This is a genomic window from Arcobacter cryaerophilus gv. crypticus, from assembly GCF_002993025.1.
Classification (GTDB): Bacteria; Campylobacterota; Campylobacteria; order Campylobacterales; family Arcobacteraceae; genus Aliarcobacter; species Aliarcobacter cryaerophilus_B.
This window is the reverse complement of the sequence record NZ_NXGI01000002.1, coordinates 347501-362186: the sequence shown is the minus strand read 5'-3', so window position 1 is coordinate 362186 and position 14686 is coordinate 347501. Positions and strand designations below refer to the sequence as shown.

Here is a 14686-nt window from a genome sequence, read left to right as displayed (position 1 = left end):
AGAAAAAGTTAAATATCATTAGAGATATTTAACTTTTTTTATTTAGGAGAGAATGGATGAGTTTATCAAATGACTATTTTTTGTTGTACCATGGTATTAGTTTTCAGAAAAATTTAGAGCTTGAGCCTCTTGATGTAATTTTAAATGATAACTCTTTTACAATATTTGCATTAATTATTAGTGCAAATAGAAAAAACTACGATAAATACTTAAATTTAAACTCCTTTAAAACACTTTGTCAACAAATAAATATTAAAACTCCATCAAATATAAATGAGTTTCATCATATTCAAAACAATATTATCGAATTGATTTATGAAAAAAGTTCTAAAGATTTAATAACAACTTTAATTGAATCATTTGAGTATTTAAATAATCAAAATATTTTAAATACAGAAGGTTTTAAAAAACTAATTTCATTATTTGAAAATAAAAATATAGAAGATAGTGATTTAGAACATATAAAAAAGATTGATAATGATAGTAAAACATCATTTAAAGAGTTAAAAATTATTATTGAAAATACTTTAAATGAACTAAAAAAAGAGCTAAAAAGTAAAGAAATTTTACTAGAACTTGAAGATATAAACTCTTATATGAACAATCAAAAGTTCTCTATTGGAATAACAGGTGTTATGAATGCTGGTAAATCTACAATGTTAAATGCTTTAATGGGAAGAGAGATTCTAGGAAGTGCTGTTGTTCCTGAAACTGCAAATTTAACAATTGTAAAACATAATCCAACTGATAATGCAAAAGTTTTTTACTGGAACAAAAAAGAGTGGCAAAAGATAAAAGATAGTGCAAATAGTTTAGAAAGTATGCGAGATTTTGTAGATGAAACAAATAGAGTTTTTGGTGAAAATCTAAAAAATTATGTACGAGAAACTTCAAGATTTGATGAAGTTGATATAAATGATTTAAAATCTTATACTTCGGCAGAACATAGTGCAAAAAAATGTAACCTTGTAAAATATGTTGAACTTGGAAGCAATCTTAAATTTTTAAGTGATGGAATAGAAATAGTTGATACTCCAGGTCTTGATGACCCTGTTATTCAAAGAGAAGAGATTACTAAAGAGTATATTAGCAAGTGTGATATGATGATACATCTTATGAATGTATCTCAAAGTGCAACTTTAAAAGATGTTGAGTTTATAATTGATGCTGTTTTATATCAAAATATATCAAAACTTTTGGTTGTAATTACAAGAGCTGATACTGTAACTAAAAAAAATCTAGATGAAGTTATACAATATACTAAAACTTCAATACAAAGACAACTAAAAGCTCAAAATAAAGACTCACAGCTAGATCATATTTTAAAAACTATAAAGTTTATTCCAATATCAGGGTATATGGCACTTTTACATAGAACAGGAAGAGAAAAAGAAGCACTAGAAGCTGGATTTACTTTGGAAGATACAGGAATTTTAGAGATAGAAAATTATTTAATGGAGAGTTTATTTGGGACTTCTTCTGCGAAAGGAGATTTAGTAATTCAATCAGCAAAAACTCAAATAAATAGAGTTTTAGAGAAACAAATAGGATTTAATCACTATGAACTAACTTTATTAAATAAATCAAAAGATGAGCTTGAACTAGAATTAATAGAATTTAATAAGAAAAAAGATACGAATAAAAAAGTTCTTTCTTCTATGAATGAAGATATAAATTACTATAAAAATGATGCTAAATCATATATTGACTCTTTAGAAACATTTTTGCAAAGTGAGCTATTTGAACTTCAAACTATAATAAAACAAAGAGTTGTAAATGATACTAGATACTCTTTGGAAAAAACAAAAAAACGACCTGAAAATGCAAGAGTAAAAGTTATTGTTGAAACTGCAATTAAAGATGGAATTATTGATGTTATAAGAGATTATAGATATAGATTTATCAAAAAATCGCAAACAATAGGCGAACAGTGCGAACAAAAATATCATGATTTAGGTTTTTTAATTGGACACAAAAATGAGAATTTTGATGCTAGAGGATTTTTTCAAGAAGATTTTAAAAGTGGATTTTTAACTTCAAACAATGAGATTATGGTTAATCAAATAATTGTAGCTGTAACAAATGCAAAAGAGACAAAGCTAAATGAACTTGATAGAAATATTGAAGATATAGTTAAAAATCAATTCAAAGCTATCGAAGAAGATATTAAAATAAAAGCAAAAAAAGTTAGTTCACTTTTAATTGAAAACTTTTTTGCCACACTAAATGCTCCAATAAAAGAGTTTGAACAAAGACTACTAAAAGAAGAGGAAACTCTTCAGGAGAAAATCTCAACATTTGAAGATAATGAAAAAAATAAAGCTGAATTGTCTATAAATTTACACAAAAATATCAAAAAACTTGAAAGTATTATGTTAAATATAAAAGGATTAAACTAATGAGCGCAAATTATTCTATCCTAAAAAGCTTCGCTAATGAATATCATGAAAACAACTCAATAAAAGAGATAATTTATGAAGATGGATTAGTTGGTGAAATTCAAAAAACAGTAGATAAACTTCTAGATGAAAAATTCCATCCATCAATTCAGTTTCATACAATTTTAAATAAACAATTAAAAAGAGCTAGATATCCTATGGAAGTTGCAATTACTGGACAATTTAGTGCTGGAAAATCTACATTTTTAAATGCCCTACTCTCAAGAAATATTTTACCAACTGGAATTACACCTGTTACTTCTAAAGTAAATTTTATAAATTATGGTGAAGATTTTAAACTTAAAATTACATACTATTCAGGAGCAACAGAATTTGCACCAATAGAAAGCATTGCTGATTTTACAGACCAAAGACAAGATGAGATGCAAAATATAAAATATCTTACTCTTTATGCTCCAATGCCTATTTTAAAAGATATATCTTTTGTTGATACTCCAGGGCTTAACTCTCAGTCACAAAGTGATACAGATGTTACAAAAAGAGTTTTAAAAGATGTTGGTGGAATTATTTGGTTAACACTTATTGATAATGCTGGGAAACTATCTGAAGCACAAGTTTTAGAAGAGTATATGCAACATTTCAAAAATAAATCTTTGTGCGTATTAAATCAAAAAGATAAATTAACTACTGAACAAGTAGATACAACTACGAATTATGTAAAAGATAAATTTGGTAAATATTTTGCAAAAGTTGTACCAATTTCAGCAATAAAAGCACTAGAAGGAAGAGCTAAAGAGAAAGATATTTTAATAGAAGATGAAAATATAAATCTATTATCTGAATTAAAAAAAGAGCTTTTAACAAGTGAAATTGAAAATAACAATATCATTGAAAAACTTTTATCTGAACATAAAAATAGAATAAAGTCTATAAAATTAGCTGATACAACACATAATACAAAACTTTTAGAAGACTCAAATATTCAAGAAGTTTTAGATTTCATTGAAACTACTATTAGACCGCAAGCTGCTGAAGCAAAAGAGTTTGCTATAAAAAAAGATTTAAGAAGTTTTTGTGATATTTTAGTAAAAGAGTATGAAACAATAATAAAAGTTTATGATGCTTTAGTTGAGATTTTAGAGTCTTGTGAACCTAGAGTTCTTGAAGCTTTTGATAATATTTATAAACAATATTCAAATGAACTATTTACTATATACAATTCTCTAGAAAGTATCATGGATAAAATTGCACATGAGACATTTAAAAATATAAAAAGAAAAAAATCTACAAGATTTGAAATTTCAAAATCACTATTTGGTGAAAAAATAGAAAAATTTGATTTTGAAACATTCTGGGTAGATAGTGATGCTATTTACAAAGCTTTATTTTACGATGACCAAACTATTGATAAAATGTTTAAAAGATCAATGAAACTTCTTAAAAATGTTGAGTTAGATACTGATGAATCTTTTAGAGAAGTTTTTAGAATAGTAAAAAATGATATTGTAAAATGGCAAGAAAACTATGAACTTATAAGAAAAAATAGAGAAATAGCCTCAGATATTGAGTTTTCAAATACAAGACACTTTGCTGCAAAAGTTTATGAAAATGTTATAAGAGTTTTCTATAAAGCAATTTTAGAAAATATTTCAGCTTTAAGAAAGAAATTTGGATATTTTAATGGTGCACTATCTTATTCATATATTCAAATTACACAAGCAACTATTGCTCATTTTGAACAACAAATAGTAGAAAGCGAAGAGTTATACAAAAAAGAACCAAGTAGATTTTCTATAAATTGTCCAAGAGAAGATGAAATAGTTGCAAAACTAAAAGCAAATTTTGGTTTTGAAAAAATAGAAGACTTCTTAACTTCAAAAAGAAACTACCTTTTTAAGATTATAAAATACTCAAAAGAGCAATATTTAGAGATAAATAAAGATAGAATACTTTTTGTAAAAGATAAAAAAGAGCAATTTATAACAAAAATAGAAGAGCTTGAAAAAATAAAAAATGAGATATAAAAGGATATAGTTTGACACAAAATATTACAGAAAATATAGAATTTCAAGAATTGATACAAAATCATTGTAAAGAACAAATTGATTTTTTCATATCAAAAGGTATTGATTTTAGTGTTATTGCAAATATTTCAAATATAACTTTTAATCCAGATTTACCAAATGACTTAAAAGATAATTTGAGTAAATTTTCACTATTTACTTTAGCTGGTTATACATTTCAATCGGCACACATAAAAGATGAAAGCTTATATTTTGAAGCTGGATTTGGAAAAGATAACTTTGGAAGTTTAGTTGAAATACCATTTAATTCTATTTTTCAAATTATTAAAAATGATAATATTGTTTTTATAAATATAAGTGCAACTTTGGAAAATAGTAATAAAAATCCGAAAAACAAATCGATGAATGCTTTTAAAAATAATCCAAAAAATAGTAAATTTAACTAAAAAATAGTTTAACTAACTATTTTTTAGGTGCAAATTTAAATAATGCACAACCCCAAGTTAATCCACCGCCAAATGCATCAAAAAGTATAGTATCACCAGCTTTAATTTTACCTTGCTCAAAAGCATAATTCATAGCCATTGGAATTGATGCAGCTGATGTATTTCCATACTTATCAACTGTTACAACAGTTTGTTCATCACTTATATTCAATGCTTCGCCAACAGCTTTTATGATTCTATAATTTGCTTGATGAGGAATAAAATGAGTAATATCTTTATTTGTAAGATTATGCTTTTCTAATATTTTTACAACATCAGAAGTCAATGTTTTAACAGCAAGCTTAAAAGTCTCATTTCCTTTCATAGAAATACAAGCCATTTTTGCATCTACAACTTCTTGGCTACATGGATGCTTACTTCCACCACCAGTAGTTTTTATTAAATCTTCATAAGTTCCATCACTAGAACAACTAATATCAATTATTGCTTCATTTTTATCATCTGTTGCACTAATTATTGCAGCTCCTGCTCCATCTCCAAAGATAAAACAAGTTGTTCTATCTTCATAATTCAAAATAGAACTATATTTTTCAGCTCCAATTATTAAAACATTTTTCTTTAAACCAGACTCAATAAAAGCTTTTGCAATATTTAAAATATACACAAAACCTGTACATGCAGCACTTACATCAAAAGCCATAACATCTTTTATATCTAATTTTGAAGCAATTAAACAAGCAGTTGAAGGCATGCATAAAAAATCAGGAGTTACTGTTGCACAAATTATTAAATCTATCTCATCTTTAGAAATATTTGCTCTTTTTATTGCAACTTCTGCAGCTTTTGCACCTAAATCAGAAGAAGCTTCATTATCTTCGGCTAATCTTCTCTCTTTTATACCTGTTCTTTTTGTAATCCACTCATCATTTGTATCAATTAATTTTTCAAAATCTGCATTTGTCATTATTTTTGGTGGAATATAAGCACCAATTGACCTAAAAGCGGCATATTTCATATCATTTTCCTTAAAGAGTAGGCTCTTTGCTACTACTTTCATTTATTAAATATTTCTCTAATCTTTGCTCAATTACAGAATCTAAATTTGAGCTAGCACCATTAATTGCTTGAAAAATTGCATTTTTTATAGCTTTAGGATTTGATTTTCCATGAGATATTATTACAGGTGCCTTTACTCCCAAAAGTGGAGCCCCACCATATTCAGCATAATCAACTTTTAATTTTAGATTTTTAAAAACTTTTCTCATTAAAACTGCACCAGTTATTGAAATAAGAGATCTTTTTAAATCTTTTTTCATAATTTTACTAATAGTATCAGCAACGCCTTCGGCTGTTTTTAGTAGGATATTTCCTACAAAACCATCACAAACAACAACATCTACTGTTCCCTTAAAGATATCATTTCCTTCAACATTTCCAGCAAAGTTTGGAATTTTTGAAATTAACTTATAAGCCTCTTTAGTTACTTCATTGCCCTTACTTTCTTCTTCTCCATTACTTAATAGCCCAATTATTGGTTCATCCAATCTTAATACAACTTGTGCATAAGCTTGACCCATAATTGCAAATTGAAATAAGTTCTTTGCATCACTATCTACATTTGCTCCAACATCTAATACTAAAGTATTCTGATTTTCACTTGTAGGCATAAGTGTTGCAATAGCAGGTCTAGAAACACCTTTTAATCTTCCGATTCTTAGTGTAGCCAAAGACATAGAAGCTCCAGAGTGACCAGCTGACACAACGGCATCTGCCTTACCATCTTTCACAAGTTCTATTGCTTTATAAATAGTAGATTCTTTTCTTTTTAAAGCATCAGTTGCACTATCATGCATACTAATAACATCTTTTGTATCCAAAATCTCTATTCTGTCATTAAAAGTAGGTGGTATAAGTTTTGAAAGTTGTTCTTTATCTCCTACAGCTATTGCTGTAAAATTGTTATTGTTTCTAATGGCTAGAATAAGCCCTTCTATTATTGGTTCGGGACCAAAGTCCCCTCCCATTGCATCTATTGCTATTCTTATCATTAGTTTTTGTATTCACCAGTGTTTGGGTTAACCATATGAGGCATTTTCCAAGAACCATCACTATCTTTTACTGGTCTTTTTAATACAATCTTATAATGAGTTCTTCTCATTGCTGATCTTGAATGAGATACTCTTCTTTTTGGTACTGCCATAATTATTCTCCTATTTTAAAATTCTTGTTCAAATATACTACTATTTTCATCACAAACTTTGCAAAGTAAGTAGTCACTTTTTATACTGTTTACTTCACTTTGAATTATTTCATCAAAGTCGATCAAACTATTTTCAATCTCTATTACTAAAAATTCATCTTCGTTTCCTTTAAATACTCCATCACTTAAAAGAAGTTTTAAATCTTCATTTATACTCAAAGTATCTAAAGCTGCACATCTTGAGCAATCTATTTCAATATTACCCATCAACTTTGCTTCAATTTTTACTAACGATGACGAAATTCTACAAAAAGTACCTTCAATTTTAACTGAATTTAAATAAGTATTAAACTCTTTTTTTTCTTGAGGTATTTTTTTAAACTCTATTTTCATTTAGATTAACAAATTTCTCTTTGTGCAAAAAAGAAATCAATTTCAATAGCCGCATTTTCTAAAGAATCACTTCCATGTACTGCATTTGCATCAATTGAATCTGCAAAATCAGCTCTAATTGTTCCAGCTGCAGCCTCTTTAGGATTTGTTGCACCCATTAAATCTCTATTTTTTGCCATTGCATTTGTTCCTTCTAAAACAGAAACCACAACAGGTCCACTAATCATAAATTCAACTAAATCTTTGAAGAAAGGTCTAGCAGCATGAACTGCATAAAAAGCTTCAGCATCTGCTTTACTTAATTGTAGTTTTTTTGTAGCTGCAATTCTTAATCCAGCACTTTCAAATCTATCTAAAATTTTACCAACTACATTTTTTGCAACTGCATCTGGTTTTATTATTGATAATGTTCTTTCCATAATCTAATCCTCTTTGTTTTTTTAGTCGCGGATTTTATCTAAAAAAAGATAAAAAAGCAAGTTTTCGAACTTTATTATTCTACAACAGCTTCTCCAACCTCTCCTCTATCATCTTTTTCTATCTTACTAGAACCAACTTCATCCCAAACTATACAACCCTCAGTAGGGCATGCATCTGCACAAGCTGGTGCATCGTTATGTCCAACACACTCAACACATTTGTCTTTATATACAAAATATACATCTTCGCCTGTTGGGTTATCATCATTATCTACTATTGCTCCAACTGGACACTCATCTAAACATGCATCACAGCTAATACAAATATCAGTAATTTTTACTGCCATATTTATTCTCCATAAAAAATTTTGTAAAACTGTATCAAAGTAAAAATAAATATATTATTAAAGATAAATATTATCTTTTAAAAAATATTTTTCTTTTTAAGCTTTCTCTAAAATAAAAGTGATATAATTTCACGATTAAATTTTAAAAAAATAAAAAGGATTAAATATGTTAGTAACAAAAAAAGCTCCAGATTTTACAGCAACAGCTGTATTAGCAGATGGTCAAATTTCAGAAGATTTTAACTTATATAAAAATATCGGGAAAAATGGTGCAGTACTATTTTTCTACCCATTAGATTTTACTTTTGTTTGTCCATCAGAAATTATTGCATTTTCAAACAGAATCAAAGATTTTGAAGATAGAGGAATTCAAGTAATAGGTTGTTCAGTTGATTCTCAATTTTCACACTTTGCATGGAGAGAAACTCCAGTTGAAAATGGTGGAATTGGAAGAGTTAAATTTCCTTTAGTTGCAGATATTACAAAACAAATTTCAAAAGATTTTGATGTTTTATTTGGTGATTCAGTTGCATTAAGAGGTTCTTTCTTAATTGATAAAGATGGAACAGTAAGACATTCAGTTATCAATGATTTACCACTAGGAAGAAACATCGATGAGATGATTAGAATGGTTGATACTATGTTATTTACAAATGAGCATGGTGAAGTTTGTCCAGCTGGTTGGTCAAAAGGTGACGAAGGAATGAAAGCTGATAAAGCTGGTGTTGCTGATTATTTAGCAAAACACTCTTCTGATTTATAATTAATATAAATATCAAATTAAAAGAGAGTAAATTTTTTACTCTCTTTTTTACTTTTCTTGACAAATTTATAAATATTAACTAAAATCACATTTCACTTTTTTTAAAAGCTACAAAAACTACAAAAAATACATAATATATGTAAATTCAAAGGTAAAAAACTCATGGAAGAGTCAAAAGAAGATTTAAAACCAAAAAATAGTAAAAAAACAAGAACTCATATACCAGTAGATGGATATAAAATAGAGCAACTAAGAGAACTTCCAATTGAAACTCTAATCGATATAGCAAATGATTTAGATGTTGAAAACCCACAAGAATTAAAAAGACAAGATTTAATGTTTATGATACTTGCTTCTCAAATAGATGCAGGTGGTTTTATACTTTTTACTGGTATTTTAGAAATAAAAGATGGTGGATTTGGTTTTTTAAGAGCAATTGATGGAAACTTTTCTGATACTTCAAATGACTCATACGTAAGTGCCACACAAATTAGAAAATTTGCACTAAGAACAGGTGATATTGTTACTGGACAGGTTCGACCACCAAATAAAGATAGTGAAAAATATAACGCACTACTTAAGATTGAAGCTATAAATTATCTACCAGTAAAAGATTCTAAAAATAGACCTTTATTTGATAATTTAACTCCTCTTTATTCCACATCAAAATTTAAGTTTGAATTTGATTCACAAAAATTAACAGGAAGAGTTTTAGATCTTTTTGCTCCAATGGGTAAAGGACAAAGAAGTTTAATAGTGGCACCTCCAAAAACTGGTAAAACAGAACTTCTAAAAGAGTTAGCACACGCAATATCAAAAAATCATCCAGAAGTTACTTTAATGGTTCTATTAATTGATGAAAGACCTGAAGAGGTTACTGATATGCAAAGAAGTGTAAAAGGTGAAGTATATAGTTCAACATTTGACTTACCAGCACACAATCATGTTAGAGTTGCAGAGATTGTTATTGAAAAAGCTAAAAGGCTTGTAGAGATGAAAAAAGATGTTGTAATTTTACTTGATTCTATTACAAGATTAGCAAGAGCTTACAATACAGTTACACCAAGTAGTGGTAAAGTTCTTTCAGGTGGAGTTGATGCAAATGCTCTACATAAACCAAAGAGATTTTTTGGAGCTGCTAGAAATATTGAAGAGGGTGGAAGTTTAACAATTATTTCAACAGCACTTATTGATACTGGTTCAAAAATGGATGAAGTTATTTTTGAGGAGTTCAAAGGAACAGGAAATTCTGAGGTTGTATTAAGTAGAAATGCAGCTAATAAAAGAGTTTATCCAGCTATTGATATTGTAAAATCAGGTACACGAAAAGAAGAACTTCTTTTAACACCTGATATTTTACAAAAAACTTGGATTTTAAGAAATGCTATGAGTGAAATGGATGAAGTTGATGTTTTAAAATTCTTATATCCAAAAATGCAAAAAACAAAAAACAATGATGATTTTTTTGCTTCAATGAACGAATAAAATACTTAAAACCTACTTAAAAATGAGAAAAAAGGTAATATTTTTATAAATTTGTAAAGATTTTACCTAAATTTAAACAAAATCAAATAATTCTTCTGGTAAACTCCTTTCCCGAAATTTGAATAAAAGGAAGGAAAATGGCAAATATAAACGAACTTTTAGAATATCTAAAAAGAACAAGTCCTGGACAAGATGAGTTTCATCAAGCTGCTGAAGAGGTTTTACACTCACTAGAACCACTATTCGAAAAATATCCAAAATATAAAGAGAATAAAGTTTTAGAAAGATTAGTTGAACCTGAAAGACAGATTATGTTTAGGGTTACTTGGGTTGATGATAAGGGAGAAATCCAAATCAACAAAGGTTATAGAATACAGTTTAGTTCGACTTTAGGGCCATACAAAGGTGGATTAAGATTTCACCCAAGTGTAAACACTGGAATTATTAAATTCTTAGGGTTTGAACAAATATTCAAAAATGCTTTAACAGGGCTTCAAATTGGTGGTGGAAAAGGTGGAAGTGACTTTGACCCAAAAGGTAAATCAAATAATGAAATAATGGCATTTTGTCAAGCTTTTATGACTGAATTATATAGACACATTGGAGCAACTACAGATGTTCCAGCTGGAGATATTGGTGTTGGAGGAAGAGAAATCGGATATATGTTTGGTATGTATAAAAAACTTGCAAACACTTATGATGGAACTTTAACAGGAAAATCTCTAAAATGGGGTGGATCACTTGCACGTACTGAAGCAACTGGTTATGGTTGTGTATATTTTGCAAAAAATATGCTTGAAGCTAGAGGAGAAAGTTTAAAAGGTAAAAGATGTACAGTTTCTGGTTCTGGAAATGTATCTATTTATACTATTGAAAAACTATATCACTTAGGTGCATTACCAATTACTTGTAGTGATTCTTCTGGAATGATTTTAGATGAAGAAGGTATTGACTTAGAACTTTTAAAAGATTTAAAAGAGAATCAAAGAGCAAGACTTACAGAGTATGTAAAATATAGAAAAAATGCAAAATATATTCCTGTAGATTCTTATCCTAAAGGAAGAAATGCAGTTTGGTCAGTTCCATGTTTTGCTGCATTCCCAAGTGCAACACAAAATGAGCTAAACATAGAAGATGCAAAAGAATTAATTAAAAATGGTTGTGTTTGTGTAAGTGAAGGTGCAAATATGCCTTCAACAAATGAGGCTGTTGATTTCTTTGTTGCAGAAAAAATCGCATATGGACCAGGAAAAGCAGCAAATGCAGGCGGAGTTGCTACAAGTCAATTAGAGATGGCTCAAAATGCTTCTATGGTTTCTTGGACTTTTGAAGAAGTTGATGCAAAACTAGAAAAAATTATGAAACATATTTTTGATACAGCAAGTGCAACTGCAAAAGAGTTTGGAGAACCAACAAACCTTGTATTAGGAGCAAATATTGCTGGATTTAGAAGAGTAGCTGATGCTATGATTGAACAAGGAATTGTTTGATAAAAAATAAAACTTAAGGATTTTTCCTTAGGTTTACAAAAACTTAATTTTATATATAACCACTCACAAAATACACAATAATCATTTAGAAAACTTAAAATTTATTTTCCTTTTATTCAATTAAAATTTTAAGTTTTCGCTTTATAAATAAAAAAGATTTTAAATAGATCTTGCTTAACATTTTAGTTATATGTTTTTAGTTATAATTTCGCAAATTTTCAGTAAGGAAAAAGTTGAAAGTAGGAGTTTTTGATTCAGGTCTTGGTGGATTAACTGTACTAAATGCAATTGTCAAAAATCTAAAAGGTGCAGATATATTTTATATAGCTGATACTTTATATGCACCTTATGGTGATAAAAATAAAGATGAGATATTTTCAAGATCTGAAAAAATTGCAAATTATTTATTAAAAAATCATGAAATAGATGCACTTGTAATTGCTTGTAATACTGCTACATCAGTTGCAATAAAGCATTTAAGAGAAGTTTTCCCATCTTTAATAATAATAGGTACAGAACCTGGCATAAAACCAGCAATAAACAATACAAAAACACGAAATATTGGTATTTTAGCAACAGCTTCAACTCTCAAAGGTGAAAAATATCAACTTTTAGCAAATGAATTAACAACTAAAAGTGAAGTAAAATTATATGAACAAGCATGTATTGGTTTGGTTGAACAAATTGAAAATGGCGAGATAAATAGTTTAAAAACTTATACTATGCTTGAAAATTGGCTAAAACCAATGCTTCACAACAAAGTTGATACAATAGTTTTAGGTTGCACTCATTATCCTTTGGTAAAAAGAACAATTCTTGATATTGTTGGAGAAAATGTACTTTTAATTGATACAGGTGATGCAATTGCAAAAAGAGTTGTAGCTCTAAGTCAAGATTTACAAAACAATAATAAAGATGAGCTAAATATAGATATTTTATACACTGGAAAGATAAATTCTGATATGGTAAAAATAATTTTAGGAAAAAATAAATTTGAAATGAGGAAATGCGAACTATGAGTGCAAATATAAAAGATGATAGGGTTTTAGCTCTTAAATACAGACCTGAAAGATTCGAAGACTTAATAGGGCAAAATACTATTTCTCAAACTCTAAGTCTTGCCCTTGATAGCAAAAGATTATCTCATGCTTATTTATTTTCTGGACTTAGAGGAAGTGGAAAAACTTCAACTGCTAGAATTATGGCAAAAGCACTTTTATGCGAAAATGGACCATCTTCAAAACCCTGTGAAGTTTGTGAAAATTGCCTTAGTGCAAAAAGTGGAAAACATCTCGATATTATTGAAATGGATGCTGCAAGTAACCGTGGAATTGACGATATAAAAGAACTAATAGAACATACAAAATACAAACCAAATATAGCAAGATATAAAGTTTTCATAATTGATGAAGTTCATATGCTTACAACTCAAGCTTTTAATGCTCTGCTTAAAACTTTAGAAGAGCCTCCAGCTTTTGTAAAATTTATACTTGCCACAACTGATGCTTTAAAACTTCCAGCAACAATTCTTAGTAGAACTCAACACTTTAGATTTAATAAAATATCACAAAATGATGTTGTTCATCATCTTTCTCATATTTTAAATATAGAAAATATTGAGTTCGAAAAAGATGCCTTGGAAATACTTGCAAGAAGTGGACAAGGAAGCTTAAGAGATACTTTGACTTTACTTGACCAAGCTATTATTTTCTCAAAAGGAAGAGTTACCACTTCTAGTGTTGTTGATATGCTAGGATTAATAAATCCAGCTTTAATGGAAAAAATATTTAAAGTTATATTAAATAAAGAAGATATAAATCCTTTACTTCCAGAACTTCAAGAATATGAAGTTGGTCAAATTTGTGATGAAATTACTATTTTTTTAAAAGACAAAATGATTTCAAAAGATGTTAGATTTGATATTACTTTATTTGATAGATTTTTTAGAATTTTAAGTGAAGCTAAATATCTTTTAGTTTTAAATAGTGACGATGGATTTGTATTAATTTTAACTTTACTTAAACTAATTGAGGCAACAAATCTAAAAAGTATAGATGATATTATAGAACAAATAGAAAAAACTCCTACAAAACCTGAAACTAAAAATGAGATTAATATAGAACCAAAACCTCAAATCAAGGAAGAATCAAAAAATAAAGAGACTATTATAGAAGATAATATTATAGAAAAAAGTAATTTTGAAGATATATCTTATGTACCTTTTGAAGAAGAGACAAATAAAGATAGTGATAAATATCAAATATTAATAGAAAAAGTTTATGACAGAGACCCTATTTTAGGAGAATGTTTTGAAAAGAATTTTATTTTTGATGGATTTTCAAACAATATTTTAAATATTATCTCTTATGCAAAAGATGAAGACAGGCAGTTACTTTTTAAATATTTTGGGCTTATAAAAACATTTGCTCAAGATATTTTTGGCTCAAATATTGAGTTAAATTTTAAAAAGGAGGAGGCCACCTTATTAAATGAGCCTACAAAAGAAAATGATAGTTTTTTAAATGAAACTGGTTCAATGATTGAAGACATAGAGTTAGGAAGTGGATGTGTTGCAGATATAACAAAAAGTCATAATGAAGCAATATATTCTAAAGAGTTACAAATTGATGATATTTTAAATTCAAAAATGCTAAATAAAGCAAAAGAGTTATTTGATATTAAAAAAATTACAGTAAAATCGAGAAGTTGAAAATTAACTT

General features: G+C 28.0%; 14 protein-coding genes. 8 read left to right on the top strand and 6 right to left on the bottom strand.

Going from position 1 to position 14686, the window contains the following annotated elements; translation table 11 throughout:
• Positions 1-56 precede the first annotated feature (56 nt).
• The 3 genes from CJ670_RS02295 to CJ670_RS02285 are packed head-to-tail and all read left to right on the top strand — an operon-like array spanning position 57 to position 4869.
• Positions 57-2399, top strand: coding sequence for a dynamin family protein (locus tag CJ670_RS02295; RefSeq protein ID WP_105938701.1), 2343 nt, complete (start codon positions 57-59; stop codon positions 2397-2399).
• Entirely contained in the window at positions 2399-4423 is a 2025-nt protein-coding gene (locus tag CJ670_RS02290) for a dynamin family protein (RefSeq protein ID WP_105938700.1), read from the top strand. Before CJ670_RS02295 ends, CJ670_RS02290 begins: the two co-directional genes overlap by 1 nt.
• A gap of 11 nt (positions 4424-4434) precedes the next feature.
• Positions 4435-4869, top strand: coding sequence for a hypothetical protein (locus CJ670_RS02285; protein WP_105911052.1), 435 nt, complete (start codon positions 4435-4437; stop codon positions 4867-4869).
• Positions 4870-4885: 16 nt separating this feature from the next.
• Here the strand turns inward: CJ670_RS02285 and CJ670_RS02280 are convergent, their stop codons facing one another.
• From CJ670_RS02280 to CJ670_RS02255, 6 genes are all read right to left on the bottom strand, one after another.
• A complete protein-coding gene (locus CJ670_RS02280) occupies positions 4886-5884 on the bottom strand; it encodes a beta-ketoacyl-ACP synthase III (protein ID WP_105911053.1) in 999 nt (332 codons plus the stop codon).
• Between the two features lie 10 nt (positions 5885-5894).
• On the bottom strand, positions 5895-6917 hold the full coding sequence (gene plsX, locus CJ670_RS02275; RefSeq protein WP_105911054.1) for a phosphate acyltransferase PlsX: 1023 nt from the start codon (positions 6915-6917) through the stop codon (positions 5895-5897).
• Positions 6917-7069, bottom strand: coding sequence for a 50S ribosomal protein L32 (gene rpmF, locus CJ670_RS02270; RefSeq protein WP_105938699.1), 153 nt, complete (start codon positions 7067-7069; stop codon positions 6917-6919). Before rpmF ends, plsX begins: the two co-directional genes overlap by 1 nt.
• 15 nt (positions 7070-7084) lie before the next feature.
• Positions 7085-7462: a hypothetical protein gene (locus tag CJ670_RS02265; protein ID WP_105911056.1), complete on the bottom strand. Its 378-nt coding sequence runs from the start codon at positions 7460-7462 to the stop codon at positions 7085-7087.
• Between the two features lie 5 nt (positions 7463-7467).
• Positions 7468-7881, bottom strand: a complete 414-nt coding sequence (gene ndk / locus CJ670_RS02260; protein WP_105911057.1) for a nucleoside-diphosphate kinase — start codon at positions 7879-7881, stop codon at positions 7468-7470.
• A 74-nt stretch (positions 7882-7955) separates the two neighbouring features.
• Complete coding sequence (locus CJ670_RS02255) at positions 7956-8228, bottom strand: DUF362 domain-containing protein (RefSeq protein ID WP_105911058.1); 273 nt, start codon at positions 8226-8228, stop codon at positions 7956-7958.
• Positions 8229-8394: 166 nt separating this feature from the next.
• Between CJ670_RS02255 and CJ670_RS02250 the strand changes: the two genes are divergently transcribed.
• From CJ670_RS02250 to CJ670_RS02230, 5 genes are all read left to right on the top strand, one after another.
• Positions 8395-8991 carry a peroxiredoxin gene (locus CJ670_RS02250; RefSeq protein WP_105911059.1) on the top strand — a complete coding sequence of 199 codons (597 nt, stop codon included), beginning with the start codon at positions 8395-8397 and terminating at the stop codon, positions 8989-8991.
• Between the two features lie 162 nt (positions 8992-9153).
• On the top strand, positions 9154-10476 hold the full coding sequence (rho, locus tag CJ670_RS02245) for a transcription termination factor Rho (RefSeq protein ID WP_105938698.1): 1323 nt from the start codon (positions 9154-9156) through the stop codon (positions 10474-10476).
• Between the two features lie 137 nt (positions 10477-10613).
• Entirely contained in the window at positions 10614-11966 is a 1353-nt protein-coding gene (gene gdhA, locus CJ670_RS02240) for an NADP-specific glutamate dehydrogenase (RefSeq protein WP_105911061.1), read from the top strand.
• 233 nt (positions 11967-12199) lie between these two features.
• Positions 12200-12985 (top strand): glutamate racemase, encoded by a 786-nt coding sequence (murI, locus tag CJ670_RS02235; protein WP_105911062.1) that lies wholly within the window; start codon positions 12200-12202, stop codon positions 12983-12985.
• Positions 12982-14676, top strand: a complete 1695-nt coding sequence (locus CJ670_RS02230) for a DNA polymerase III subunit gamma/tau (protein WP_105938697.1) — start codon at positions 12982-12984, stop codon at positions 14674-14676. Before murI ends, CJ670_RS02230 begins: the two co-directional genes overlap by 4 nt.
• The last annotated feature ends 10 nt before the right edge of the window (positions 14677-14686 follow it).